23 protein-coding genes, 1 tRNA gene and 1 riboswitch are annotated in these 24,410 nt (G+C 67.7%); of the genes, 18 read left to right on the forward strand and 6 right to left on the reverse strand.

The genetic code is table 11. The annotated features are described in order from the left end of the window. Positions 1 to 77 precede the first annotated feature (77 nt). From ACT53K_RS00095 to ACT53K_RS00155, 13 genes are all read left to right on the forward strand, one after another. Complete coding sequence (locus tag ACT53K_RS00095; RefSeq protein WP_476226490.1) at positions 78 to 485, forward strand: phage major tail protein, TP901-1 family; 408 nt, start codon at positions 78 to 80, stop codon at positions 483 to 485. Next, positions 482 to 796, forward strand: a complete 315-nt coding sequence (locus ACT53K_RS00100) for a GTA-gp10 family protein (RefSeq protein WP_476226491.1) — start codon at positions 482 to 484, stop codon at positions 794 to 796. The genes ACT53K_RS00095 and ACT53K_RS00100 overlap by 4 nt, the downstream gene beginning before the upstream one ends. Next, complete coding sequence (locus ACT53K_RS00105) at positions 796 to 987, forward strand: phage tail assembly chaperone (RefSeq protein WP_476226492.1); 192 nt, start codon at positions 796 to 798, stop codon at positions 985 to 987. The genes ACT53K_RS00100 and ACT53K_RS00105 overlap by 1 nt, the downstream gene beginning before the upstream one ends. Further along, positions 980 to 1,552, forward strand: a complete 573-nt coding sequence (locus ACT53K_RS00110; protein ID WP_476226493.1) for a tail tape measure protein — start codon at positions 980 to 982, stop codon at positions 1,550 to 1,552. The genes ACT53K_RS00105 and ACT53K_RS00110 overlap by 8 nt, the downstream gene beginning before the upstream one ends. Continuing rightward, positions 1,552 to 3,804 (forward strand): DUF2460 domain-containing protein, encoded by a 2,253-nt coding sequence (locus tag ACT53K_RS00115; protein WP_476226494.1) that lies wholly within the window; start codon positions 1,552 to 1,554, stop codon positions 3,802 to 3,804. The genes ACT53K_RS00110 and ACT53K_RS00115 overlap by 1 nt, the downstream gene beginning before the upstream one ends. Next, a complete protein-coding gene (locus tag ACT53K_RS00120) occupies positions 3,801 to 4,607 on the forward strand; it encodes a DUF2163 domain-containing protein (RefSeq protein WP_476226495.1) in 807 nt (268 codons plus the stop codon). The genes ACT53K_RS00115 and ACT53K_RS00120 overlap by 4 nt, the downstream gene beginning before the upstream one ends. Continuing rightward, a complete protein-coding gene (locus ACT53K_RS00125; protein ID WP_476226496.1) occupies positions 4,604 to 4,999 on the forward strand; it encodes a peptidoglycan endopeptidase in 396 nt (131 codons plus the stop codon). Before ACT53K_RS00120 ends, ACT53K_RS00125 begins: the two co-directional genes overlap by 4 nt. A 4-nt stretch (positions 5,000 to 5,003) precedes the next feature. Then, positions 5,004 to 7,169 (forward strand): phage tail protein, encoded by a 2,166-nt coding sequence (locus ACT53K_RS00130; RefSeq protein ID WP_476226497.1) that lies wholly within the window; start codon positions 5,004 to 5,006, stop codon positions 7,167 to 7,169. Beyond that, positions 7,166 to 7,666, forward strand: coding sequence for a DUF2793 domain-containing protein (locus ACT53K_RS00135; RefSeq protein WP_476226498.1), 501 nt, complete (start codon positions 7,166 to 7,168; stop codon positions 7,664 to 7,666). The genes ACT53K_RS00130 and ACT53K_RS00135 overlap by 4 nt, the downstream gene beginning before the upstream one ends. Before the next feature lie 108 nt (positions 7,667 to 7,774). Next, on the forward strand, positions 7,775 to 8,917 hold the full coding sequence (locus ACT53K_RS00140) for an OmpA family protein (protein WP_476227259.1): 1,143 nt from the start codon (positions 7,775 to 7,777) through the stop codon (positions 8,915 to 8,917). Positions 8,918 to 9,120: 203 nt separating this feature from the next. Next, positions 9,121 to 9,519 (forward strand): hypothetical protein, encoded by a 399-nt coding sequence (locus ACT53K_RS00145; RefSeq protein ID WP_476226499.1) that lies wholly within the window; start codon positions 9,121 to 9,123, stop codon positions 9,517 to 9,519. Between the two features lie 88 nt (positions 9,520 to 9,607). Beyond that, the gene (locus ACT53K_RS00150; RefSeq protein WP_476226500.1) at positions 9,608 to 11,770 is read left to right on the forward strand and encodes a TonB-dependent receptor; all 2,163 of its coding nucleotides are present in this window, start codon (positions 9,608 to 9,610) and stop codon (positions 11,768 to 11,770) included. 367 nt (positions 11,771 to 12,137) lie between these two features. Next, positions 12,138 to 12,434 carry an energy transducer TonB family protein gene (locus ACT53K_RS00155; protein ID WP_476226501.1) on the forward strand — a complete coding sequence of 99 codons (297 nt, stop codon included), beginning with the start codon at positions 12,138 to 12,140 and terminating at the stop codon, positions 12,432 to 12,434. A 33-nt stretch (positions 12,435 to 12,467) separates the two neighbouring features. Here ACT53K_RS00155 and ygfZ read toward each other — a convergent pair whose 3' ends face one another. After that, positions 12,468 to 13,178 carry a CAF17-like 4Fe-4S cluster assembly/insertion protein YgfZ gene (ygfZ, locus tag ACT53K_RS00160; RefSeq protein WP_476226502.1) on the reverse strand — a complete coding sequence of 237 codons (711 nt, stop codon included), beginning with the start codon at positions 13,176 to 13,178 and terminating at the stop codon, positions 12,468 to 12,470. A gap of 48 nt (positions 13,179 to 13,226) precedes the next feature. Here ygfZ and ACT53K_RS00165 point away from each other — a divergent pair, with 48 nt between their 5' ends. Beyond that, positions 13,227 to 14,549 carry a dihydroorotase gene (locus ACT53K_RS00165; protein ID WP_476226503.1) on the forward strand — a complete coding sequence of 441 codons (1,323 nt, stop codon included), beginning with the start codon at positions 13,227 to 13,229 and terminating at the stop codon, positions 14,547 to 14,549. A 42-nt stretch (positions 14,550 to 14,591) separates the two neighbouring features. Here the strand turns inward: ACT53K_RS00165 and ACT53K_RS00170 are convergent, their stop codons facing one another. Then, entirely contained in the window at positions 14,592 to 15,362 is a 771-nt protein-coding gene (locus ACT53K_RS00170; RefSeq protein ID WP_476226504.1) for a DUF1134 domain-containing protein, read from the reverse strand. Positions 15,363 to 15,519: 157 nt separating this feature from the next. Here ACT53K_RS00170 and ACT53K_RS00175 point away from each other — a divergent pair. From ACT53K_RS00175 to cobO, 4 genes are all read left to right on the forward strand, one after another. Beyond that, a tRNA-Ser gene (locus tag ACT53K_RS00175) sits at positions 15,520 to 15,612 on the forward strand. 146 nt (positions 15,613 to 15,758) lie between these two features. Then, positions 15,759 to 16,928 carry an FMN-dependent L-lactate dehydrogenase LldD gene (gene lldD, locus ACT53K_RS00180; RefSeq protein WP_476226505.1) on the forward strand — a complete coding sequence of 390 codons (1,170 nt, stop codon included), beginning with the start codon at positions 15,759 to 15,761 and terminating at the stop codon, positions 16,926 to 16,928. Positions 16,929 to 16,969: 41 nt separating this feature from the next. After that, positions 16,970 to 17,170: riboswitch (cobalamin riboswitch) on the forward strand. 199 nt (positions 17,171 to 17,369) lie between these two features. Then, on the forward strand, positions 17,370 to 17,942 hold the full coding sequence (locus tag ACT53K_RS00185) for a hypothetical protein (protein WP_476226506.1): 573 nt from the start codon (positions 17,370 to 17,372) through the stop codon (positions 17,940 to 17,942). Further along, positions 17,939 to 18,550, forward strand: coding sequence for a cob(I)yrinic acid a,c-diamide adenosyltransferase (cobO, locus tag ACT53K_RS00190; RefSeq protein WP_476226507.1), 612 nt, complete (start codon positions 17,939 to 17,941; stop codon positions 18,548 to 18,550). The genes ACT53K_RS00185 and cobO overlap by 4 nt, the downstream gene beginning before the upstream one ends. Positions 18,551 to 18,658: 108 nt before the next feature. On the opposite strand, the gene ACT53K_RS00195 is transcribed toward cobO, so the two are convergent. The 4 genes from ACT53K_RS00195 to ACT53K_RS00210 form a co-directional block, all read right to left on the reverse strand. Continuing rightward, entirely contained in the window at positions 18,659 to 21,589 is a 2,931-nt protein-coding gene (locus ACT53K_RS00195; protein ID WP_476226508.1) for a TonB-dependent receptor domain-containing protein, read from the reverse strand. Between the two features lie 269 nt (positions 21,590 to 21,858). Then, positions 21,859 to 22,539 carry a tRNA (guanosine(46)-N7)-methyltransferase TrmB gene (gene trmB, locus ACT53K_RS00200; RefSeq protein ID WP_476226509.1) on the reverse strand — a complete coding sequence of 227 codons (681 nt, stop codon included), beginning with the start codon at positions 22,537 to 22,539 and terminating at the stop codon, positions 21,859 to 21,861. Positions 22,540 to 22,599: 60 nt separating this feature from the next. Continuing rightward, complete coding sequence (locus ACT53K_RS00205) at positions 22,600 to 23,415, reverse strand: EAL domain-containing protein (protein WP_476226510.1); 816 nt, start codon at positions 23,413 to 23,415, stop codon at positions 22,600 to 22,602. A gap of 170 nt (positions 23,416 to 23,585) precedes the next feature. After that, positions 23,586 to 24,344 (reverse strand): EAL domain-containing protein, encoded by a 759-nt coding sequence (locus ACT53K_RS00210; protein ID WP_476226511.1) that lies wholly within the window; start codon positions 24,342 to 24,344, stop codon positions 23,586 to 23,588. Positions 24,345 to 24,410 lie beyond the last annotated feature (66 nt).

Raw genomic sequence — 24,410 nt, forward strand, 5'->3', positions numbered from 1 at the left:
GAGGCGCGAAGCGCCGGAAGGGTGAGGGTGATCCGCACCCCACCCCGACCACAAAACCAACAATCAGGAGAACCGATATGGCAGCGGAAAGAGGCAGTGCGTTCCTGCTGAAGGTGGGCAATGGCGCGACGCCGCCGGTGTTTACCACCGTGGCGGGGCTGCGGACGACGCAGTTGACGGTGAATGGCGAGACGGTGGTCGTCACCACCAAGGATTCGGGCGGGTGGCGCGAATTGCTGTCGGGGGCCGGTGTGCGATCGGTCAGCGTGTCGGGCGCGGGCGTGTTCACCGGATCGGCGGCCGAGGCGCGAGTGAAGGCCAATGCGCTGGCGGGGACGCTCGACGATTATCGGCTGAGCTTCGAGAGCGGCGAGACGATGACGGGCAGGTTCCTCGTCACCCGGCTCGATTATGCCGGCGATTTCAACGGCGAGCGCAGCTATACGCTGAGCCTGGAAAGCTCCGGCCCGGTGGTGAGCGCATGAGCGCGCCGGCCAATCCGCTGCGCGGCGAGGCGGCGCTGGTGCTGGGCGAGCTGGCGCTGGTGCTGCGCCCGAGCTTCGCCGCGCTGGTCGCCGCCGAGGCGGAACTGGGATCGCTGTTCGCGCTGGTCGAGCGCGCGGCGGCGGGGCAGCTCCATCTGCGCGAGCTGGTCGCGCTGTTCTGGCATTGCCTGCGCGAGCAGCCCGAGGGGCTGACGCTTGCCGATTTCGGCGAGGCAGTGGTCGCGGCCGGGCTCGCCGCCGTCACCCCTGCGCTCAAGACGCTGGTCGGCCAGATACTGGCGGGGCGGTGATGCGGTTCGCCGAGCGCGCGCTGTTGCTGGCGGGCGCGGCGGGGCGGCTGTTCGGCTGGTCGCCCGACCGTTTCTGGGGCACGACCCCGGCCGAACTGGCGGCTTTGGTGACGCTGCCGGGCGATGCCGCAGCGGCGCCCCCCGACCGCGACACGCTTGCCCGATTGAAGGAGCAATTCCCCGATGGATGAGGAAATCGAACGGCTGGTGGTGTCGGTGCGCGCCGACACCAGCAGCTTTGCGCGCGATGTCGATGCGATGCGCGCGACGCTGAACGGCCCGCTGACGCGCGATGCGGAAAAGGCGAGCCGCGCGATAGAAGGTGCGCTGGCCAAGGCCGTCACCACCGGCAAGCTGGGCTTCGAGGATTTGCGCGGCGTGGTGTTGAAAGTGACGAGCGCGATTGCCGATGCGGCGGTGCAGGCGGCGGCGATCTCGTCGGGCAGCAGCGGTGGCGGTTCGGGGGCGAGCGGGATCGTCAGTCTATTGGGCGCGATCTTCGGCGGATCGCCGGGCCGGGCGACCGGCGGCGGCGTGAGCCCGGATCGTCCCTATTGGGTGGGCGAGCGCGGGCCAGAGCTGTTCGTGCCGACCAGCGCGGGGCAGGTGATGCCTGCGGGCGGCGCCCAGGGCGGCCGCGACGTGCGCGTGTCGATCACGGTCAACGCCGCCGCCGGGGAGTCGCCGCGCGCGCTGGCGCAATCGAGCCGGCAGGTGGCGCGCGCGGTGCGCACCGCGCTGGCGGGAGCGGACTGATGGGCTGGTGGCTCGCCGGCGAACGGCGCGGCCAGAGCGAAGGCGTGCTCTCGCGCTTCGACCCTGCCTATTGGACGGTCAATTTCCCCCGGCCGATGATGGCAAGCGCGGTGACGACGGCGCCCGATGCGCTGCGCGTCGACCTGACCTTCTATCGCCATAACGACCTCGCCGGGCTGATCTGGGAAAGCGAAGACCGGTTCGACCACCCGTTGCTCGGCTATGCCACGGCGCGCGACTATCGCGATTGCCGGTTGCGGTTCCGCTGGCGCGCGTCGGGCGTGCTGGCGCTCGATGCCGTCAACGGCCCGGTGCTGACGATCGAGGGGCGCGATGCGGCGGGAGCCCCGCGCGCCTGGTATGTGCGGCTGTGGAACTATGCCAGCGGATCGCCCGACGATGCGGTGGTGACGATCGACTTTGCCAGCGTCGCGGGCGGCTTCCTGTTGCCGGGCGAGGCCGATCCGGTCTGGGCGGGCGATGTCGACCGCATGTTCGTCTCGCTGGTGCCACAGGGCTACTCCAGCGAGGAAACGCCGCTCGCCGCGCCGGTCGAAGCCTGGGTGGAAATGAGCGATATTGCCTGTGACGGGCCGGTCGCGGTGCTGGCGATCGGCGATGCGATCGTGCCCGAGCACGGCCTGTCGATCGCCACCGGCTATGACGATTGCTACAACCTCACGCCCGCGCGTTTGCTGCGCAACATGCTGCATCTCGGCTATCGCGGCGACATTCTGCACTATGTGGGGATGAGCCATTATTTCCGGCTCGAGGCGAATAGCGGCGGCTATTATATCAGCCTGGCCGGTGGGGTGCTGAACGCGCCGTGCGCGGCATGGCACCGCGACTTCGCCGCGCGGGCGCGGGCGCTGGGCTATGGCCTGATCTGGTCGCTGAGCTACGAATTGCTCGACCAGCATGTCTGGGGCGACTGGAAGCAGCGCGCGGCGGACGGATCGCCGGCGCTGACCGGCTGGGTGCCGCCCTCGACTTTGCTGTCACCGGCGCATGGGCCGGCGATGGCCTATCTGCGCAGCGTGGCGCTGGCGTTCGTGGGCATTGCGCAGGGTGCCGGGCTGGCGGTGCAGTTTCAGGTCGGCGAGCCCTGGTGGTGGGTGATGGCCGATGGCCGGCTGTGCATCCATGACGCGGCGGCGCAGGCGGCCTTGGGCAATCCGGCGCCGCAGAATCTGCGCGGGACGCCCGATGTCGCGGTGCTGGAGGCGGCGGGGGCGATCCTTGCACAATCGACGCTGGCGCTGCGCGACGCAGTGAAGGGCGCGGCGCCGGGCGCGAAGGTGATGCTCCTCACCTATCTGCCGACGGTGCTCGACGCCGCGATGCCCGAGGCGAAGCGAGTGAACATGCCCGTCGGCTGGGCCTCGCCTGCGTTCGATGTGCTGCAGCTCGAGGATTATGACTGGGCGGCGACCGGGCAGGATGCGGCGTCGGAGCGCGGGGTGGCGCTGGCCGAGGCGCGGCTCGGCTATCCGGCCGCGCGGCAGCAGTATCTGGCCGGCTTCGTGCTCAAGCCCGAGGACCGGCGCCAGTGGCGCGCGATTGCCGAGGCGGCGGCGCGGGCGCGCAGCCGGGGCGTGGCGGCAACCTATGTCTGGGCGCTGCCGCAGGTGCTGCGCGACGGCTTCGTCCATTTCGATCAGGAGGAGGATATGGCGCCGTTCGACGACGTGCTGTTCCCGCTTGCGCTGGGGCGCGAGGCGGAAGTGGCGCCCGAGGTCTCGACTGCGATCGTCACCAGCGCGGGCGGGCAGGAAACGCGCAACGCCGAATGGGCGGAGGCGCGGACGCATTATGATGTCGGGCCGGGCATCCGATCCGAGGCGGATGTGGCGGCGCTGCTCGCCTTTTTCCGCGCGCGGATGGGACCGGCGCGGGGATTTCGCCTGCGCGATCCGTTCGACTTTGCCGCCGAGCGGGTGGCGATCGGCACGGGCGACGGCACGACGCTGCGGTTCCAGCTCGTCAAACCCTATGGCGATGTCGTGCGGCGGATCACCCGGCCGGTGGCGGGAACGGTGGCGCTGTGGGCAGATGGCGCCGAAGTGCCGTTCACGCTGGGCGAGCAGGGCGTGGTGACGCTGGAGACGGCGCCGGCGGCAGGCGCGGCGGTGACGGCGAGCTTCGCGTTCGACGTGCCGGTGCGCTTTGCCGAGGACAGGCTGACGGTGAGCCGGGCGACCTTTCTCGCCGGATCGCTCGCCTCGGTGCCGCTGGTGGAGATACGCGAATGAGCTGGCTGGAGGGGGCGCTGACCACCGTCGCCTTGTGCTGGCGGATCGAGCGGCGCGACGGCGTGACGATCGGGCTGACCGCGCATGACCGCGACCTGATGCTGGACGGGTTGCTCTATCGCGCCGCGCCGGGGATGACGCCGAGCGCGATCGAGCGGAGCGCCGGGTTCGAGGCGGATAGCATGGATGTGGAAGGGGCGCTGACCGGGGCGGCGATCCGCGAAGTCGATCTCCTCGCCGGGCGCTGGGACGGGGCGCGGGTGGTGCTGTTCGCGGTCGACTGGAGCGCGCCGGGCGAGACGGTACCGCTGGGCGAAGGCACGATCGGCGCGGTCGAGACCAAGGACGGCGCGCTGACCGCCGAACTGCGCGGGACGACGGCGGCGCTGGAGCGGCCGGTGAGCGAGGCGACTTCGCCCGAATGCCGCGCCGAACTGGGCGATGCGCGCTGCCGGGTGGCGATGGCCGGGCGGCGGCGCTTCGCGCGGGTGGTCGCCGCCGAGGATGCGGTGCTGACCCTCGATATCGACGAGCCGGTCGCCAATGGCTGGGGCGGCGGGCGGCTGCGCTGGTTTGGCGGCGGCAATTCGGGGCTGGAGGATTTCGTCGCGGCATCGGACGGGCGGCAGGTGACGCTGATCGCGCCGCCGCGCTTCGCGGCGGTGGGCGCGCTCGTCCTGATCGAGGAGGGGTGCGACAAGGCGATCGCGACCTGCGCGGCGCGGTTCGGCAATGCCGCCAATTTCCGGGGCGAGCCCTATCTGCCGGGCACCGACCTGCTCACCCGGTATCCGGGCGCATGAGCGGGCAGGCGGTGCTCGCGGCGGCGCGGGCGGTGCTGGGCGCGCGGTTCCGGCTGCACGGGCGCGATCCGGCGGACGGGCTCGATTGCGTCGGGCTGGCGGCGCTGGCGCTCCGGGCGGGGGGCATGAAGGGCGCGGTGCCGCAGGGCTATGCGCTGCGCAGCGGCGATTCCGATGCGGTGGCGGCGATGCTGGCGGCGCGGGGACTGGCGCGGGTGGAGGGCGCGGCGGCGGGCGACCTGTTGCTGCTGCGCGCGGGGCCGGGGCAGCTCCATCTCGCGATCGATAGCGGCGGCGGCATCATCCATGCCGATGCGATGCTGCGGCGGGTGGTCGAGCGACCGGGGCCGCCGCCCTGGCCGGTGATCGGCCGCTGGCGACTGGAGGCTTGAAGACATGGCAACGGTGGTGTTGGCCGCCGCCGGCGCGCTGGTGGGCGGGCCGGCGGGGATGGCGATCGGCGCGTCGATCGGCAATTATCTCGACCGCAACGTGGTGTTCGCGCCGGGGCCGCGCGAGGGCGCGCGGCTCAGCGACCTGCGGGTGCAGAGCTCGACCTATGGCACGCAGATCCCGAAGCTGTTCGGGACGATGCGGGTGGCCGGATCGGTGATCTGGGCGACCGATCTGGTCGAGCATCGCTCCACCCAGAGCGGCGGCAAGGGGCGGGCGGGGACGACGACCTATAGCTATACGGCTTCGTTCGCGGTGGCGCTGTCGAACCGGCCGGTGGCGGGCGTGGGGCGGATCTGGGCCGACGGCAAGCTGCTGCGCGGCGCGGCGGGCGACTTCAAGGTGCGCACCGGGTTCCGGCTGCATCCGGGCGGCGAGGACCAGCCGGTCGACCCGCTGATCGCGGCGGCCGAGGGCGCAGGCCTGGCGCCGGCGCATCGCGGCATTGCCTATGCGGTGTTCGAGGATCTGGCGCTGGCCGATTATGGCAACCGGATTCCGCAGCTGACCTTCGAGCTGATCGCCGATCCCGAGCCGCTGGCGGCGGGGGAGATTGCGACGCGGATCGCGGCGGAACTGGTGGCGGCGGAGGCGACGCCGCTGCTCACCGGCTTTTCGGCACAGGGGGCGAGCGTGCGCGCGGCGCTGGAGGGGCTGGCGGGGGCGACCGGGCTGTGGCTGCGCAGCGATGCGGGCGGGTTGGCGCTGCTGCGCGGGGGCGGCGCGGCGGTGACGCTGGCGGATGGCGGCGCGGCGGCGGGGAGCGGGCGCGGGGCACGGGCGGTGCGGGCGATGGCGGCGGGCGACAGCGTGCCGAAGGTGCTGACGCTCGGCTATTATGAACCCGCGCGCGACTATCAGGGCGGCACCCAGCGGGTACAGCGCGCCGGTCCGGGCATCCGCGAGAGCCGGATCGAGCTGCCCGCCGCGCTCAACGCCGATGCCGCCAAGCAGCTGGTTGCCGGGGCAATGGCGAAGGCGCAGTGCGAGCGCGAGCGGCGGACGGTGACGCTGCCGATCGGCGCGCTGCCGGTGCGGCCGGGCGAGCGGGTGCGGATCGCCGGGGTCGACGGGCTGTGGCGCGTCGATCGCTGGTCGCTCGAACGCATGGTGGTGAAGCTGGAATGCGTGCGGGTGGCGAGCGAGGCGCTGGTGGTGCCGGCGAGCGGCGGGCGGGCACTGGCGGCGGCGGATACGGTGGCGGGCGAGACGGTGGTGCAGCTGTTCGAGCTGCCGCCGCTCGACGATACGCCGGCGAGCCGGCCGCAGCTCTATGTCGCGGCGGCGGGGACGGGCGCGGGGTGGCGCAGCGCGGCGCTGCTCGCCAGTACCGACGGCGGATCGCGCTGGGAGGCGGCGGGGAGCACCGCCTATCCCGCCATTCTGGGGACCGTTGCCGTGCCGCCGGGCCATGCGCTGGCCGCGCTTGCCGACCTGCGGAACCACTGCGAAGTCGAGCTGCTCCACGCCGGGATGCTGCTTGCCGGTGCCGACGACGCTGCGCTGGACGGCGGCGCCAACCTTGCGCTGGTCGGGCGCGAGCTGGTGCAGTTCGGCGCGGCGGAACGGCTGTCCGCCACGCGCTGGCGGCTGCACCGGCTGTGGCGCGGGCGGCGCGGCACCGAAGCTGCGATCGGCACCCAGCAGCCGGGCGACGGCTTCGTGCTGCTCGACCGCGATGCGCTGGCGACGCTGCCGCTGGCCCCGGCTGTGGGCACCGATGTCCAGCTTCTCGCCCAGGGCAGTGGCGACGCCGGCAATGCCGCCCCGACGCACTGCACGGTCGAGGGGCTGGCGCTGCGCCCGCCTGCGCCGGTGCATCTGCAGGCGGCGCGCATCGGTGACACGCTGCAACTGCGCTGGATCCGCCGCAGCCGCGCCGGCTGGGGCTGGCGCGACGGCATCGACGCGCCGCTCGTCGAAGAGGCCGAGCGCTACCGGGTGTCGATCGACGCGATCGGCTGGGCGGCGGATGTCGCGACCCCCGCCTGCGACCTCCCCGCCGCGCTGCTTGCCGCAGGCGGCACCGTGGCGGTCCGCCAGATCGGCACCTTCGCGGCCTCCGCACCCGCGACTCTCTTTATCCCTGCAACAGGAGCAAGCACGTGACCACCAGCACGCCCCGCATGGCCCTCCCTTTCCTCGAGGCGGGCCAGGCCCAGAAGGAGATCACCCATAACGAAGCGCTGGCGCGGCTCGACATCGTCGTCCAGGGCGCGCTGGCGGGCCACGATATCGATACGCCCCCGGCCGATCCCCAGCCCGGCCAGTGCTGGCTGGTCGGTTCCCATCCCACCGGCGACTGGTCTTCGCACCCGCAGCATATTGCCTGCTGGAACGACAATGGCTGGCGCTTCGTGGCCCCATTGGAAGGCATGCGTTTCTGGCTGGGCGTGGAGGCAGGCGAGGCCTTGTTCGCGGGGGGCGTTTGGCAGATCGGCCAGGTCCATGGCCGCCTGCACGTCGACGGCACCCAGGTTGTTGGCGCGCGCCAGCCCTCTATAAGGGAACCTAGCGGAGGCACGACGGTTGACGCGGAAGCGCGGCAGACGGTTTCGGGGATACTGCAGGCATTGCGGCGCCACGGGTTGATCGAAGAGGTTTAACCTGTGACGTTCCTGCAACAGTCCCCGGATTTGTGCGCTTGCGTGGAAACTTTGGTTTGAGTAGTGAGTTTGGCCTGTCCGTATGGACGACCATGAAAGGGGAATATGATGCGGAAGCTTGCCGTCACTCTGGCACTTGCGACGACCGCGCTCAGCACGCCCGCCCTTGCCCGCGATGACTCGTGGTATGTGGGTGTTGAAGGCGGCGCGATGCTCGTCGAAGACATTCATTTCGACGTTGGCACCAGCAAGGATGCCGTGACGCAGAACCACCATGCCGGCTACGATTTCGGCGGCGAGATCGGCTATGATTTCGGCCCGTTCCGTGCCGAAGCAGAAGTCAGCTATCGCCGTGCACGCGTCGATAGCGCCAACACGTCGATCCCGGTCGCCATTCAGCTGGCGAGCGGTGCTGCGGCTACCACCCCGGCCGGCAGCTATCAGCAGTCGAGCGGCGCCGCCTCGGCGCTGTCGTTCATGGTCAACGGCCTGCTCGATTTCGGTGACGACAACGGCCTGCAGGGCTTTGTCGGCGGCGGTGCGGGCGTGGCCCGCGTCAAGGATCGCCTGCGCGTTGCCGGTGCGGCCGATACGCTGAACGACTCCGACACCGTCTTCGCCTGGCAGGCGCTGGCCGGCGTTCGTGCGCCGATCAACAAGCATGTCGACGTGTCGCTGAAGTATCGCTTCTTCAACGCACCGAACGTCAAGCTGGTCGACATCGGCGGCAACCAGTGGAAGGGCCGCTATCGTTCGCACAGCCTGCTGGTTGGCCTGACCTACAACTTCGGCGGCAAGGAACCCGAACCGGCTCCGGCACCCGCGCCGACCCCGGCTCCGGCCCCCGAGCCCGCTCCGGCTCCGGCCCCGGCCCCGGCCCCGGCTCCCGAAGCCAAGGTCTGCACCCCCGGCCCGTACATCGTGTTCTTCGACTGGAACAAGTCGGACATCACGCCGGAAGCCGCGAGCATTCTGGACAATGCGATCAGCAACTATGCTGACTGCCAGAACACCAAGGTGATGATCGCCGGTTACACCGACCGTTCGGGTTCGGCCGCCTACAACGTGAAGCTCTCGCAGCGTCGCGCTGACACGGTCCGCACCTACATGACCGGCAAGGGCATTCCGGATGCGGCTGTCACCGCGCAGGGCTTCGGCGAAAGCAACCCGCGCGTTCCGACCGCCGACGGCGTCCGCGAACTGCAGAACCGTCGCGTCGAAATCACCTACGGTCCGGGTTCGGGTCAGTAAGACCTGTTCCCACCCGTACGGGATGGAAACAAAGAGGGGAGGCCGGGCAACCGGCCTCCCTTTTTTCGTGCGGGGGAAGGGCCGGCGCTACCTTGAAATTCGCTGTTCCGCGAATTTCCAAACGGCTTCTTCTTCCTCTATCAGGTATAGTCCGCATTGCGCAGTGCCGTCATGGTGCGTAGCAGGCGCGACCGATGGGGCTGGTGCAATATCGACGCGGGTGGATGCGTGCCGTAATGGCGCTTTGCGCATCGCTTGCGCTTGCCTTCAACATCGCGATACCGCCGGGTTTCATGCCCGCGTCGGCACCCGACCATATGATCGTGGTGGCGATCTGCTCGGGCCAGGGGCCTGTCCCGGTCGCCCTGGCAATTCCGATGACGGGCGATCACCACGAGGGCGGCACGGTCGATCATCGGTCGCCCTGCACCTTTGCGCTTCATGCCGTGCCGACGATACTGCCCGATCTGGCACCGTCGGTACTTGCGGCGCTGTCGTTCATGGCGAATACGTCCCCGATCCCGCGCCTTGGCATCCGCCCCGGCCGGGGAATGGCGGCACCGCCGCCGCCCAGTCACGCGCCTCCGCTGTTTCTCGCCTGACCTCGTACCAGCAGTCGCATTGCTGCGTCTGCTGATCCTTCCTGCCTGCGGCGCACGCGCGCCGCGCGGCTTTAGTCGAGATACAGCAATGACCATTTCCCTCTCGTCGCGCGCGACCGCGCGATCACTTCGTTGCACGCTGCTGGCGAGCATTTCCTTTCTCTGCATGACGGCGCCTGCCTTTGCCCAGCAGGCAACGCCGCTGCCCCAGGTCGATGTCGGTTCTGCCGCCGATCCGGGCACGGTAATGCCGGTATCCCGCGCGATGCTGGATTCCTGGACTGCGCGGAGCAGCGACGTCGCCGAGATTCTGGCGCAGCTTCCCGGCGTGTCGGCTTTCGGCGCGGGCGGCGTTTCGAGCCTGCCGACAATCCGCGGGCTGGACAATCAGCGGGTATCGATCCTGGTCGACGGGGTGAAGATCGACGAGGTCTGCCCGAATAACATGAACCCGCCCCTGTCCTATGCTGATCCGCAGACGATCGGTTCGATTGCCATGCTGACCGGCGCAACGCCGGTCAGCATGGGCGGCGACAGCATCGGCGGCGCCATTGCGGTGGACAGCCCTGCGCCACGCTTTGCAACGAACGGCGACACGCTGGTTACCGGCCGGGCCACGGCCTTTTACCGCTCGAACGGCGACGGCTTTGGTGGGTCGGGAACCGTCACTGTCGCCACCCGCAGCCTCAGCCTGAGCTATGCCGGTTCGTACACCCAGTCGGACAACTACAAGGGCGGCGGCAATGCCGGTGTGGTTCGCTCGACCGAATTCGCCAAGACCGATCACAGCCTTGCGCTCGCGGCGCAGACCGGCGCGGGCCTGTTCGAGTTGCGTGGCGGCTATCAATACGCTCCCTATGAGGGATTTCCGAACCAGTATATGGACATGACGGACAATCGCTCGTGGTTCGTCAACGGCCATTATCTGGGGGTATTCGGCTGGGGAGATGTCGATTTGCGGGTCCAGTACCGCAATGTCCGGCACGAAATGAACTTCCTGGCTGACAAGGGCGGTACCGCGGACGGCGGCATGCCGATGGACACGGACGGTCATAGCGCGGGCTATACGCTGAAGGTCAATGCCCCCGTTTCTTCGATGCATATAATCGGGTTCGGCAGCGAATTGCATCATCAGTGGCTGAACGACTTGTGGCCACCGGTGGCCGGCAGCATGATGATGGGACCGGGCACGTTCATCAATATCAACCGCGCGCATCGCGACCGGCTGGGCAGCTTCGTCGAAGTGAAGTCGGCTTGGCACGACCGTCTGAACACCACCATCGGCATCCGCAACGACCAGGTGTGGATGAACACCGGTGATGTCGCACCCTATGGCACAGGCATGATGCAGATGGCCGACACCATGGCCGCCGCCGCATTCAACGCGGCCGGCCACGCCCGGCATGACAGCAATTGGAGCGGATCGGCGATGCTGCAATACCGTCCGGCGGGAGCGGTGGCGATCGATCTTGGCTATGCCCGCAAGGTGCGGTCTCCGACCTTGTACGAGCGCTATGCATGGGGACGGGGCGCCATGGCGAGCACGATGATCGGCTGGTTCGGGGACGGTAACGGCTATGTCGGGAACCTAAACCTGAAGCCGGAGCGTGCCGATACCGTCAGTGCGGCCGTGACAGTGACGGGGAAAGGCAAGTCGCCCTGGTCGTTGCGCATCGCACCCTATTTCACGCACGTCGCCGATTATATCGATGTGGTGAAGCTGGCGGACCTGAGGAACATGATGGGCATGCCGAGCGGGTTCGTGCAGTTGCAGTTCGCTAACCGTGAAGCACGCTTTTATGGTGTCGACCTCAGCGGCCGGGCATCGCTGTGGCAGGGGAGCGCGGGCGGCAGCGCGTGGATCGACGTGGCTGCCAGCTGGCTGCACGGCGAAAACCTGACCGATGACGAGCCGCTATATCACCAGATGCCGCTGAATGCGACGATCGGCGTGCACGCCGCCGCGCGGGGCTGGGACGGTTTTGCGGAAGTGCAGGCCGTGGCGGACAAGGACCGGGTCGATGCCACACGTAACGAACCGAAGACGCAAGGCTATGCCCTTGTCAGCCTGGGTGCGGGCTATAGCTGGAAGGGATTCCGTCTCGGGCTCGATGTCAGCAACCTGTTCGATGCGCGCTACGCGCTGCCGCTCGGCGGCCAATCGATCGCCGATTATCAGGCGACGGGTGCGCTTCGCCCGGTGCCGGGGCGGGGCCGCAGTCTGAATGTCCAGATCAGCAAGGCGTTCTGAGACGGGCGGGGCGGCCCGGTATCGCCGCCCCGCATCCGTGCCGCCGATCGGGCTGGGCGGGGCCGGACTGGCGCTTGCCGGCCTCGCCCTGCTGGTGCTGGCGCAACGTCCGGACCGATTGCCTGCGCCAAAGCGGCATACGGCGATTGCGGTGTTCGCGGTGCCGGAGCCGGCTGTCCGGCGGGTGCCGTCGTCAAGGCATCGCACGCCGCGGGCGTTGCCCGGGCGAGCATCGCGCTTGCCGGTTGCGGCCGTTTCCCCGCCGCGGGCGCTGGTTCCTCCGGCGGCGCCCACCGCTTCCCCGGCGATAACCGTGTCTGCGCCGACGGTCCCACCGCCCCAGCCCGCAGTCATTGAATCTTCGCAGGTGAGCCCGCCGCCACGCGACGGCGGATCGCTACGCAGTGATTATGCCACGCGGCTGTGGCGCCATATCGCCGCACGCCGGCCGCGGGGGATTCGGCTGGCGGGAACGGTGCTCCTGGAGTTCGAAATCGACGCTGGCGGACGCTTGCGCCGGCTCGCCGTGCGGAGCGGCAGCGGCAATCCGATGCTGGACCGGCTCGCGATGCGGACGGTTGAACGGGCCGCGCCTTTCCCGGCGCCGCCCGTTCAACTTGCAGAGACGGAACGGGCGTTTACGATTCCGTTCAGCTTCGAATAGGATGTATCGTATCGACGATACATTCGCCCCTGCTCACCCCCACCACCCCGGCACGCGCGCATCCCCCAGTTCCTCGACCCGGCGCAGTTCCACCATCAGCCCCAGATCCGGATAGCGCACGCGCGTCCGCGGTCCTGGCTCGGCGATGGGGGCCACCACCAGCCGGCGGTTGACCTTGGAACGATAGTGCATCCGCGCGGTGTTTTCCTGCCCGACATAGCAGCCCTTGGTGAAGCTGACGCCGTGCAGCTCGGCGGCGTTGCATTCCAGCCATAGCGTCTGGTCCTGGCCGAGTTCGGCCGTGCCCTCCGTCACGCCCAGCGCCAGCCGGTGCGCGCGCCAGCCATCGTCGGCGGGATCGCCCTCCGCGTCCCCAAGCCAGCGCCAGCCCAGTTCGGGCAGGCGGGGGTCGGGTACCCCGCGGCCGGGTTCGGGCGACCAGTGGACGGTGCCGTCGACCGGTTCGATCGTGATCGGCCGGCGCAGGCGATAGAGTGTCAGGCGGCGGGCGAGGGCCTCGCGCTGCTCGGCCTCGCAATCGATCAGGATCGCGTCGCCATCGGGCCACAGCAGGAAGTCGAACAGTGCCTTGCCCTGCGGCGTCAGCAGCCCCGCCCATTGCGGCGCTTCGGGCGTTACGCTCGCCATGTCCTGCGTGAGCAGTCCCTGGAGAAAGCCCTTCACGTCGTCGCCCGACAGGCGGAGCAGGGCGCGGGAGGCTAGGCGGGTGCTGGTATTGGCCATGGCGAACAGGTAGGGCTCCGTGGCGCCACGGGAAAGAGGCTGAGGATCATGCACGTCGAACTGAAACTGCGCGGGGGCCGCGTCCACCTTCCTTCCGGTCCGGCCGAAGTCGATATCGGCGTCAGCGGCGGCAAGATCGTCGCGGTCGGGGATGTCGGCGATGCGGGCGAGGTAATCGACTGCACCGGGCTCGACGTGCTGCCGGGCGTGATCGACAGTCAGGTCCATTTCCGCGAGCCGGGGCTGGAGACCAAGGAAGACCTGGAAAGCGGCAGCCGCTCGGCGGTGCTGGGCGGCGTGACCGCAGTGTTCGAAATGCCGAATACCAAGCCCAATACCGACAGCGCCGAGGCGGTGGCCGACAAATTGCGGCGCGCGCACCATCGCATGTGGTGCGACCATGCCTTTTATGTCGGCGCGACCAACCATAATGCCGAGGCGCTGGCCGAACTGGAGCGGCTGCCCGGCACGGCGGGGGTGAAGATCTTCATGGGCGCCTCGACCGGCGACCTGCTGGTCTCCGATGACGCCAATCTGGCGCGCGTGCTCGCGTCGGGCCATCGGCGCGTGGCGATCCATGCCGAAGACGAGTTCCGCATGCAGGAACGGCTGGGCGAGCGGGTGCCGGGCGACCCGGCTTCGCATCCGGTGTGGCGCGACGACGAAAGCGCGATCCTGGCGACGCGGCGCATCCTGCGGCTGGCGCGCGAGGCCCGGCGGCGCATCCATGTGCTCCACGTCACCACGCCGGCCGAACTGGAGCTGCTGGGCCAGCACAAGGACATCGCGACCTGCGAAGTGACGCCGCAGCATCTGACGCTGGCGGGCGAGGAAGCCTATCCCGCGATCGGCACCTATGCCCAGATGAACCCGCCGATTCGTTCGGGCGCGCATCGAGACGGGCTGTGGCACTGGCTGCGCCAGGGCGTGCCCGACGTGCTCGGATCGGACCATGCGCCGCATACGCGCGAGGAAAAGGCGCGGGCCTATCCCGACAGCCCCAGCGGCATGCCCGGGGTGCAGACGCTGCTGCCGTTGATGCTCAACCATGTCGCCGAAGGGCGGCTGACGCTGCAGCGGCTGATCGACCTGACCAGCGCCGGGCCGCAGCGCATCTTCGGCATTGTCGGCAAGGGGCGGATCGTGCCGGGCTATGACGCCGATTTCACCGTGGTCGACCTGAAGGCGCGCTGGACGGTGGAGGAAAGCTGGCTGGCATCGCGCTGCGGCTGGTCGCCGTTCACCGGCATGACGCTGACCGGGCGACCGGTCGGCACGATCATCCGCGGCAACCGGGTGATGTGGGAAGCCGAACTCGCCGAGGCGGCGACCGGCGAGCCGGTACGGTTCGAAGCGGTCGACTTCGGTTGAGCAAACGGGGCGGGGCCAGTGTGCGGCCCCGCCCGTCCGCGATCAGAAGGGCAGCCAGCGCTGCTTTTCGCTGAACTTCATATAGCCGGCGTTCACGCCCAGCCGCCAGCCGACGCCAAGGCGCACCGGGATCAGCACGATGTCGCCGCGGCGCAGATACGAAGCGGAAAAGCCGCCGACGACATAGACGCGGCCTTCGCCTTGCGGGAAGCGCTTGTAGATGTCCTGCGTGTCGTAGAGGTTATAGACCAGCACGAACACCTTGTTGGCATCGCCGCCGACGTCGAAGCCGATCGACGGGCCGGTCCAGTAGATCGGGCGCTGACCCTCGATCTTGTGGAACATCTGGCCCTTGCCATAGCGCAGGCCGACACCGATCGCGCCCGCCGCCTCGCTGCCGGCGATATAGGCATTGGGCTGGCCCTGATCCTTCAGGATCTTCTCGATGAGGCCGGCGAGGCCCGAGGCGCCCTTGCCGAACACGCCCTCTGCGGCGGAAAGCACGTCGTCCTGCGCGAAGGTATCGGTCGCCTGCTGCCGGACATTGTCGCCAGGCTGGGGCGCCGTGGTAGCGGCGGCGGGCGGCGCGGCCTGCATGTCCTGCTGCGGTTGCTGCTGCGGAGGCGGGGGATTGTCGGCCGGGGGATAGGTGGGCGCATCCGCCGGCGCCGTCGTCGCCTGCGGCGGCGGGCTGCGCAGGTCCGAATCGATCGCCGCGTTGGGGTCCACGGTCGTGACCTGCGCCGCAGCCGGCACGGTCGCCAGGCCCATCAGCGCAGCTGCCGACCAAAACGCCAGAGAACGCAATCGCATCGTCAATTCCACCCCCAAAATGTGCGGAGACGCTAAAGCCAAGCGGCTGTCGCTGCAATGAACGGGCGATAACCCGAGTCGATTTCACGTTCGGGTGGTTCTACCGGTTGATCCCCCCGCATCGCTTCGTTATAGGGCTCGCCCTCAGGCCCTTTCCGGAGACGTGGGTGAGTGGCTGAAACCAGCGGTTTGCTAAACCGCCGTACGGGGATTACTCGTACCGAGGGTTCGAATCCCTCCGTCTCCGCCATTCAATTTCAATAAGATCAATGGGTTAAGTCGGAAAAGTCCGACTGTGCCATTGGCACGGCGCGGCGGCGCGCCGACGATGCGGAATCGAAGGCCTCCCATATTTCGTTTTTGCGGCGTTCCGGTTGTTGCTAACGGGGCGGCGCCATGATCATTTCCGCACCCACCGATTATCGGGAAGCCGCCCGGCGCCGGCTGCCTCGCTTTCTGTTCGACTATATCGATGGCGGTGCCGTTACCGAAAGCACGATGCACAGCAACGTGACCGAATTGCAGGGCGTCGCGCTTCGCCAGCGCGTGCTGCACGGCGTGGGCGAGCCTGACCTGGGTACGGAAATTCTGGGCAGCCACTGGGCGCTGCCGTTCGCGCTGGCCCCGGTCGGCGCCACCGGCATGTATGCGCGGCGCGGCGAAGTGCAGGCGGCGCGGGCGGCGGCGGCGAAGGGCATTCCCTATATCCTGTCCACAGTATCGGTCTGCTCGATCGAGGAAGTCGCCGAACATGCCGAGGGCGATCTTTGGTCGCAGCTCTATGTGCTCAAGGACCGCGGCTATATGCAGGGCTCGCTCGAGCGGGCCTGGGCTGCGGGCATGAAGACGCTGGTCTTCACGGTCGACATGCCGGCGCCGGGTTCGCGTTATCGCGATCGTCATTCGGGCATGGCGGGCAGCGGCGCCACGCTGCGTCAGTACATGCAAGCGGTGATGCATCCGCGCTGGGCGCTCGACGTGGGCGTGCTGGGCCGGCCGCTCTCCTTCGGCAATATCGAGCGCTATACCGGCCGCCGGATGCGGATGAAGGATTATACCGGTTTCCTGTCGCGGAATTTCGATCCCTCGATCCGCTGGTCCGACCTCGAATGGATTCGCGAGAGCTGGAAGGGCAAGCTGGTCCTGAAGGGCATATTGGACCCGGAGGATGCGCGCGACGCCGCACGGCTGGGGGCAGATGCCATCATCGTTTCCAACCATGGCGGCCGCCAGCTCGATGGTGCGATCCCCACCGCGCGCGCGCTTCCCTATGTGGCGGACGCGGTTGCGGGCGACATGACCGTGCTTGCCGATTCGGGCATACGCTCCGGGCTGGACGTGGCGCGGATGCTGGCGCTGGGCGCACAGGGCGTCCTGCTCGGCCGAAGCTATGTCTACGCGCTGGCGGCGCGGGGGCAAGCCGGCGTCGAACATCTGCTGGAGCTGATCGCGGCCGACTTGCGGGTGACGATGATCCTCACCGGCGCCCGGACCATCGCCGACATCACTCGCGATCAGCTGGTCGCCGTCGAAGCAGAGATCGTACGCGGGCGCAGCGCGCAGTAAGCAGCCGGCACGCTGGCTTGTGCCCGTCGCGTGGTGCGCCTATCACGGGCGGCGTAACGGGTGCCCGAAAGGGCTTAATCGGGAAGTCCGGGCGGCGGTTCTCCGCTTAATCCGGCACTGCTCCCGCAACTGTAGCCGGTGAGCGCATCGCCATCATGCCATTGGGGGCCTGGCCCCCGAGAAGGCGGCGACGGCGCGACGATCCGGCAAGTCAGGAAACCGGCCCGGTACCGTCGTTCCTTCGCGCGGGCGGGATGTACCGGGCGGACGAGGGCTATCCCTTGGCGGACGACAAGCCGTGTCTGTTGCCGAAGGGAAGCCCGATGTCGAAGCACCGCTGACCTGATCTCTCAGCCACGATGCCGCCCGTGCATCGCCGCTTCCCCTTGCCCGCCCGCGCGGCGGCAACGGCCATTCCACCCCCTGTTCCGGGAGAATGCCATGATCGATACCCCCCGTTTCCAGCGCATCGTCTTTGCGCTGCTCGCACTGGTGACGCTCGTCACCCGCAGCCATTCGCTCAGCCCGTTCGTGCATCTGCCCGAGACGGCGCTGGCCAGCTTCTTCGTGCTCGGCTTCTTCGTGCCGCGCACCCTGGCGTTCGCGGCGCTGTTCGCGCTGACCTTCGCGATCGACGTGGTCGTAATCCGCGTGTTCGGCCAGTCCGATTTCTGCTTCACCGCCGCCTATGCGATGCTGGTGCCGGCGTACGGCGTGATGTGGTTCGCCGGGCGCTGGATGCGCGATCGTGCCGGTGTGCGGCTGGCGGCGCTGCCCGCCATCGCGCTGGTGCTGATTGCCGCAAGCTTCGTGTCCGAGCTGCTGTCGAGCGGCGGCTTCTATTTTCTGAGCGGCCGGTTCGACGCGCCGACGCTGGCGGGCCTCCTGCCGCGCATTGCCCGCTATTATCCGCCGACGCTGCTGGCGACGCTGATCTGGGCAACCGCGACCGCCGGAACAGTAGCGGCACTGTTGGCGCTGCGGCCCGACCTGCGCCGGGTGCGCGCACGATGAACCTCACCGAGGAAGCGCGCGACCGCCAGCACCGTGAACGCGCGCAGAAGCACAAGGCGGTGGTCGATGCGAAGATCGCCGCCGCCATCGAGGACAAGGGCCTGTTGCTGGTGCTGACGGGCAACGGCAAGGGCAAGTCGTCCAGCGCCTTCGGCATGGTCGCGCGCACGCTCGGCTATGGCCGCAAGGCGGCGGTGTTCCAGTTCATCAAGGGCACCGAGGAAGTGGGCGAGCGCGCCTTCTTCGCCGGCCATCCCGATGTCGTATGGGAACGCTGCGGCGAAGGCTTCACCTGGGAAACGCAGGACCGCCAGCGCGACATCGCCGCCGCCCGCGCGGGCTGGGAAAAGGCCAAGGCCGCGCTGGCCGATCCGGCGATCAGCCTGGTCGTGCTCGACGAGCTGACTTACCTGATCACCTATCGCTATCTGGAACTGGACGAGGTGCTGCCGCCGATTCTCGCCCGCCCGGCGATGCAGCATGTCGTCATCACCGGCCGCGCGGCGCACGAGGCGCTGGTGGAGGCAGCCGATACCGTCAGCAGCATCGGCGACGTCAAGCACGCCTTCCGCGCCGGCATCCGCGCGCAGGAGGGGATCGACCGGTGAGCGTGGCACGCTGCCCGGCGCTGCTCGTTGCGGCGCGGCTGGCGGTGGCTGCGCTGTTCGGCGGGTAAAAGGTGCCGCCACCCGATTGAGTGGCGGCACGATACGAGGTCAGAACTTCACCGTCGCGCCGGCGAACAGGCGACGGCCGAGCGTGTCGTACACGCCGGGATAGGTGTTGCCGTTGCCGAAGGACACCAGAACCCCGGAGTCGAGTGCCGGCGGGTTCTTGTCGAACAGGTTGTTCGCACCGATCCGCAGCGACAGGTTCTTGCCGATCGTTGCAGAGGCGGTGAGGTCGAAATAGTTATACGCGGCCAGGTGCTGGTCGATCGGGTCCGGCGTGCTCGAATTGAGCGAGGTCGGGCCGATATAACGCCAGGCGAGCGAGAGGTTGAACACGTCGCTGGGAGCCCAGGTGGTGCGCACGGTATGCCGCCACGCCGGCGAAGGCTGGCCGCAGGAATAGCCGAACAGCCCCTTGCAATCATAGGTGCTGCCGCCGGGCAGCGGCTGGCTGACCGAATCGAACAGATAGCTGCCCACCAGATTGGTGTTCAGCGTGCCAAACTTGCCGAGATGGAAGGTGAGGTCGCCCGTCACGTCCAGACCGGAGGTCTTGAGGAACCCGGTATTGAGTGTGGTCGCGACGACATAGCCGGTGCCGAAGATGGCGCCGGTGATCGGATCGCGATGGAACAGGCCGCAATAATAGGGGCTCTTGGTCTGGAAGCAGGCGTTGATCGTGGTGTTCGGATCGATGCTGCCGATATAGTTGAGTACCTTGATGTGATAATAATCGAGCGAGAACGAGAAGTTGCGTCCGCCGCGCGGTGCCACCAAGATGCCGACCGTATAGGTATCCGCCTTTTCCGGCTTCAGGCCGCGGTTGCCGCCGAACTGGGCAGTGCACGTGTCCGCCGGGCACTCGATGATCGAATGGGCATTATATTGCGCGGCGGTAACCCCGGTGAGCTGGCAGGACGCCAGCGAGGCGGAGGGGGTGGGCCCGGCGCACGGATCCTGGGTGCTGACGTTGCCCAGCGACAGGTTGGAGAAGAGTTCGCCGATATTCGGTGCGCGGATGGCGCGATTATAGCTCGCGCGCAGGCGCACGGCATTGATCACCTGCCAGCTCAATTCTGTCTTGTAGGTGAAGGTGTTGTAGCTCGACGAAGAGTGCGTCGAATCCTGCCGGTTGGTATAGGACGAGTAGCGGAAACCGCCGTTCAGCGAGATCGCGCGGGCGAAGGGCGCATCCTGCACCAGCGGAAGCTCGAATTCGCCGAATCCTTCGTTGACGGAGATGATGCCGTCCGAATCCTGCGTGCCGTTCTGCTTTGCGATTGCGTCACCGGTAAAGAACAGCGTTTCGCGACGATGCTCGCCGCCCAGCGCGATGCTCAGGCCGTCGTGCGCCCACGGCGTTTTGATGCCATAGGTGCCCAGATCGCCGGTAATGGTGCCCGTCACGACATCCAGCGTATTGCGCGCCCAGGTGCGGCTGGGGGCGTATAGATAGCTGGCCTGCGTGCCGGTCAGACCTCCCGCCTGGAAAACGTTGATCGGAAGGCAGTTCTTGTCCGATCCGTCGAGCACCGACTGGCAAACGGCGCCGCCCTTTCCATCGGGGACGGCAAGCAGCGCGCGCTGGGCCTTGGTGACGTTGACGTCGTTGAGGAAGCGTTCGTTGTACAAGGCAACCGAATGCATCACGCTGACATCGTAGCCGAAGCCATGGCCCAGATCGCCCCGCAGCCCGGCGAGCATGCGGTAATAGTTGTGCTGCAGGTCGTCGCGCCGCGGCAGCGTTCCGTTGCCGCCGAGGCGATAGCCGATAAAGGTGTTCTGGGTAGCGGCAGTGCCCGCATTGCTGCCGCAAAGCATCTGCTGCTGGCTGCTGCTCATCAGCGGATTGTTACAGGTAACGGCATAGGTCTGCCCCAGCCAAAGCGCAGACGGCGCAATCTGCGAGAAGGTCTTGTCCTTCATGTACATGAAGCTGCCGTATAGCTGCGCGGCGCTGCTGATATCGAAATGCAAAAAGCCGCCGGCGTTGTAACGATCGTCGACGCGCTGGATGTAATTGAGCGGTGCGTAGTTATATGCGTGGACGGCAGTGACGTAGGGTGTCCAGGTCTTCGTGCCGTCGATGTTGTTGCTGTACTTGGTGCCCGCGTTCGGGCCGCCCAGCGGGACAAAGGTACCATAGGGCGTGTTGCTCGATCCGCCGCAGCTGAACGAGGTGCCAGTGCTGCTGAGTGAACAGGCAGAGACGTCCCGGCTGGATTGCAACACCGGCTCGGTGTGCCGGTAGCCACCATAGACCGTAAGGTTCAGGCGGCCGTCGAAGAAGCTGTGGCCCAGCGCGGCGTTGATGTCTTGCTTGGCGCCGTCGAACACATGACGCGGTGCGTTGGTATAGCCCCGCCCGCTGACGATCGAGCGGATGAAATCGTTGTTGTTCGTGTGATCGGATAGGCTCGTCTGCGCATCCATGCGGAAGCCTTCGAGCCGGTCGCGCACGATAAAATTGACCACGCCCGAGATCGCGTCCGAGCCGTACACAGCGGAGGCGCCGCCGGTCACCACGTCGATCCGGTCGACGATCGCCGAGGGGATGAAGTTCAGGTCGGTCGCCTGGGTCGGCAGATACCGCTGGCCATTGATGAGCGTAAGGACTCGATTGGAACCCAGATTGCGAAGGTTTACCTGCGCGGTACCGTTGGAGCCGTTCGAGACATTCTCGTTGGCGTCGGGCGTGAATTGCGGCAGCCGGTTGAGTACATTCTCTACGTTGTTCGCACCCTGAAGGCTGAGTTCCTTCGCGCTTACCGCCGTGAGCGGGCTGTTGCTGGACAGATCGGCTCGGCGAATGCGGGTGCCGGTGACGAGGACTTCCGCTGTCCCTTCGGGGTTCGCCTCGGCGGCGGATGCATCGGCAGATGGCGTCGCGACCTGCGCATAGGCGGTCGAGCAAAGCAGCGATGCAAGGACAGTGGCAATTGCAGCAGCCCCGGACTGCCTCGAAACGTAACGCATGATGGACCCCTTTTGTTGCTCCCGCGGCAGTGCAACAGCGCAAATATAATATTTCAAATATATTATACGATATTTTATTGCGCGCGAGCTGGGGGATCGGCCAGTTCTCGAGGAAAAATGGCTCCAGGATAGTAGCTTGGTCGGCTCCTTTGAGATCGCGCATTTATGACGCGAAAAAGCAAAGCTTCTCGCGGCACAAGGATCATTCAGCCGACAGACCGATGTCTGACGGGTAGCCGATTCGTCGTTGGCCTAGGGCGCAGGAGCGATCAGACCCGCACGTAGCGGAAGTACCACACCTCATGCCCCTTGCGGCGCGCCTTGCGTTCGTAGCGCGTTTCGGGCCAGTCGGCGGGGCGGGTAAGGAAGTCTTGCGCCGCCTGCGCCTGCCACACAAAGTCGCGGCGCTGGCCCAGCACCATCATCGCCCAGCGGCAATAGGTGGGGTCGTCGGTACCCAGCCGGAATTCGCAGCCGGGCTTCAGCTTGGCGGCGATCAGGTCGAGCGGGCCGTGATTGACCATGCGGCGCTTGGCGTGGCGCGCCTTGGGCCAGGGATCGGGGTGGAGCAGATAGACCCTGCTCAGGCTGGCGTCGGGCAGCCGCTCCATCACTTCCAGCGCGTCGCCCATGTGCAGCCGCACGTTCGACAGGTCGCCGTCGCGGATATGGTTGAGCGCGCCGACCACGCCGTTCAGGAACGGCTCGCACCCGATAAAGCCATGGTCCGGCCGCGCGGCCGCCTGGCCGGCGAGATGTTCGCCGCCGCCAAAGCCGATTTCGAATTCCAGCGGGCGGTCGTCGCCGAACAGCGCCCTGGAATCGAGCGGGCCGGTATCGGGCACGCTCAGGCGCGGCAGCAATTCCTCGACCAGGGCGGATTGGCCCTGGCGCAGCTTGTGCCCCTGGCGGCGGCCATAAAGGCGACGGATGGTAGTGGGATCGGCCATGGGCCGCAGCGCATAGGCGCGGGCGGCGCGACAGGCAACTCGCCTGCGCGCCGTAGCATGTCAGCCTGCGAGCTGGGCCGACCCCGGCATCGGCGCCAACGGGCGGATCGGCGCGGCGCGTTGATGATGGGCGAGGCGGCGATGCACCGGCTGGGTGCTGCGCGGCTCGCGGCGAAGTGGCTGCGGCTGGGGGAGGGGCTGAATGGCGGTGGCTTCGCTCCAGTCTCCCTGGAAATGGCGGATGCCCAGCGCGGTCGCGGCCTCGAATTCGCCGCGATGCTCGACGCCCGGCGCGATCACCGTGACGCCCATGCCACGTGCCAGCCGCAGGATGCTGTCGACGATCCGGCGGCGCGGTTCGCTCGCGTCGATCCGCCGCACCAGCGCCGGGTCCAGCCGGATCAGTTGCGGCGTGAAATGGGCGAGCAGCCCCAGCGCCACCGGGCCGGCGGCGAAACAATCGAGCCCCACCATCAGCCCGCGTCGGCTGCATGCCTGCACCAGCGCGGCGGCACGGTCGCGGTCGGCGCGTTCGTCGGCGCTTACTTCGATCACCAGCCGGTCGGTGGGGAAACGGTGGATCAGGGCGGTACGAAACAGATGCGCCAGCATCGCCTCGGGATCGCCTGCCGCGGCGCAGATCGGTACGATCAGCAGCGCGCCGCTTTCGTGCAACCCGGCGGCGATTGCGGCCTCGAACGTCTCGGCGACGCGGCGGGCCTGCAGGCCGGACCGCAATTCCGGGGGAAGTGCGGCCGCGGCGGCCGAATAGCCCACGCCGCGCACCCGGGTCTCGGCGTGCCAGGCGAGGGGCGGGTGTGCGCCTGCGGGCAGCACCGGCTGAAAATGTACCTCGATCTGGAGTGCGTCGAGCATTGTAAACCCCTGTCCAGCCCGGCCCTGTCCGAGCATGGAATAATGGTTAACAACAGGTTTCCGGTGCCTCTATTCCGTGCGTCGCCCACGCGGATTCTCCCCCATAGGGATTCTCCGTAACTTCCCTGAGTCCGGCACAACCCGGCCGGGCTGCCGGAGCATGGGGCGCGTCAGGCTTCCTCGAAGCGGGCACGCGGCGGCGGCAGCGCGCCGATCTGTGCCGGCGCGATCAGCGTGCCTTGCATCAGCGTGACGCCCAGCGCGCGAAGACGGGCATGTTCGGCCGCTGTCTCTACGCCTTCGGCGATCAGGCGAATGCGACTGCTGCGGGCAATATCGACGACGCGCTCGACCACCAGCCGCCGCGCCCAGCTTCCCGAGAGGCTGTGGACCAGCTCGGGCGCCAGCTTGAGGGTATCCGGGGTAAGGATCGACAACAGATCCAGCCCCATGTCACCCGCGCCGAAATCATCAAAGGCGACCAGAAAGCCCAGCTTGCGATAGGCCTTGACCAACGCGAGCATCTTCTCGCTTTCGAGATGATCGCGATCACTGAATTCGAAAACCAGTTCGCGGGCGGGGAATCCCAGCCGCCGGACGATTCGCAGCATCCGCTCGGCATCGGCCAGCGGGTCGTGAATATAGGTGGGCATCACCTTCACCGCGAGCCGGGTCTTGCGCTCGATGATGCCAAGCTCCAGCGCCTGTTCGATGGCCGCGATACGGCAGCGCAGGTCGAAGGTGGGGCGCATTTCTTCGGGCAGAGTCTCCACGAAGCGGGCGGCATTTTCGCCCTCCGGTCCGCGGAAAGTCGCCTCATAGGCAGTGACGTAGCGCGTGTCGGTGTTGACGACCGGCTGGAACGCCATCGCAAACAATTCTCTGGCCGGTGCCCGCACCGACTCGGCTCGATCGACCTGTTGAAGCATCACCATGCTCCCGAACGCGATCCCCGCACCTTCATTATAGCGCAGATTCGTCCGGCAGGGTTGCGC

The sequence above is a fragment of the Sphingomonas sp. DMC8 genome, from assembly GCF_056314185.1.

Excerpts from the sequence above, each read along its gene's own strand:
- ACT53K_RS00095 (WP_476226490.1), top strand. The coding sequence starts at position 78 with ATGGCAGCGGAAAGAGGCAGTGCGTTCCTGCTGAAGGTGGGCAATGGC.
- ACT53K_RS00100 (WP_476226491.1), top strand. The coding sequence starts at position 482 with ATGAGCGCGCCGGCCAATCCGCTGCGCGGCGAGGCGGCGCTGGTGCTG.
- ACT53K_RS00105 (WP_476226492.1), top strand. The coding sequence starts at position 796 with ATGCGGTTCGCCGAGCGCGCGCTGTTGCTGGCGGGCGCGGCGGGGCGG.
- ACT53K_RS00110 (WP_476226493.1), top strand. The coding sequence starts at position 980 with ATGGATGAGGAAATCGAACGGCTGGTGGTGTCGGTGCGCGCCGACACC.
- ACT53K_RS00115 (WP_476226494.1), top strand. The coding sequence starts at position 1,552 with ATGGGCTGGTGGCTCGCCGGCGAACGGCGCGGCCAGAGCGAAGGCGTG.
- ACT53K_RS00120 (WP_476226495.1), top strand. The coding sequence starts at position 3,801 with ATGAGCTGGCTGGAGGGGGCGCTGACCACCGTCGCCTTGTGCTGGCGG.
- ACT53K_RS00125 (WP_476226496.1), top strand. The coding sequence starts at position 4,604 with ATGAGCGGGCAGGCGGTGCTCGCGGCGGCGCGGGCGGTGCTGGGCGCG.
- ACT53K_RS00130 (WP_476226497.1), top strand. The coding sequence starts at position 5,004 with ATGGCAACGGTGGTGTTGGCCGCCGCCGGCGCGCTGGTGGGCGGGCCG.
- ACT53K_RS00140 (WP_476227259.1), top strand. The coding sequence starts at position 7,775 with ATGCGGAAGCTTGCCGTCACTCTGGCACTTGCGACGACCGCGCTCAGC.
- ACT53K_RS00150 (WP_476226500.1), top strand. The coding sequence starts at position 9,608 with ATGACCATTTCCCTCTCGTCGCGCGCGACCGCGCGATCACTTCGTTGC.
- ygfZ (WP_476226502.1), bottom strand. The coding sequence starts at position 13,178 with ATGGCCAATACCAGCACCCGCCTAGCCTCCCGCGCCCTGCTCCGCCTG.
- ACT53K_RS00165 (WP_476226503.1), top strand. The coding sequence starts at position 13,227 with ATGCACGTCGAACTGAAACTGCGCGGGGGCCGCGTCCACCTTCCTTCC.
- ACT53K_RS00170 (WP_476226504.1), bottom strand. The coding sequence starts at position 15,362 with ATGCGATTGCGTTCTCTGGCGTTTTGGTCGGCAGCTGCGCTGATGGGC.
- lldD (WP_476226505.1), top strand. The coding sequence starts at position 15,759 with ATGATCATTTCCGCACCCACCGATTATCGGGAAGCCGCCCGGCGCCGG.
- ACT53K_RS00185 (WP_476226506.1), top strand. The coding sequence starts at position 17,370 with ATGATCGATACCCCCCGTTTCCAGCGCATCGTCTTTGCGCTGCTCGCA.
- cobO (WP_476226507.1), top strand. The coding sequence starts at position 17,939 with ATGAACCTCACCGAGGAAGCGCGCGACCGCCAGCACCGTGAACGCGCG.
- ACT53K_RS00195 (WP_476226508.1), bottom strand. The coding sequence starts at position 21,589 with ATGCGTTACGTTTCGAGGCAGTCCGGGGCTGCTGCAATTGCCACTGTC.
- trmB (WP_476226509.1), bottom strand. The coding sequence starts at position 22,539 with ATGGCCGATCCCACTACCATCCGTCGCCTTTATGGCCGCCGCCAGGGG.
- ACT53K_RS00205 (WP_476226510.1), bottom strand. The coding sequence starts at position 23,415 with ATGCTCGACGCACTCCAGATCGAGGTACATTTTCAGCCGGTGCTGCCC.
- ACT53K_RS00210 (WP_476226511.1), bottom strand. The coding sequence starts at position 24,344 with ATGCTTCAACAGGTCGATCGAGCCGAGTCGGTGCGGGCACCGGCCAGA.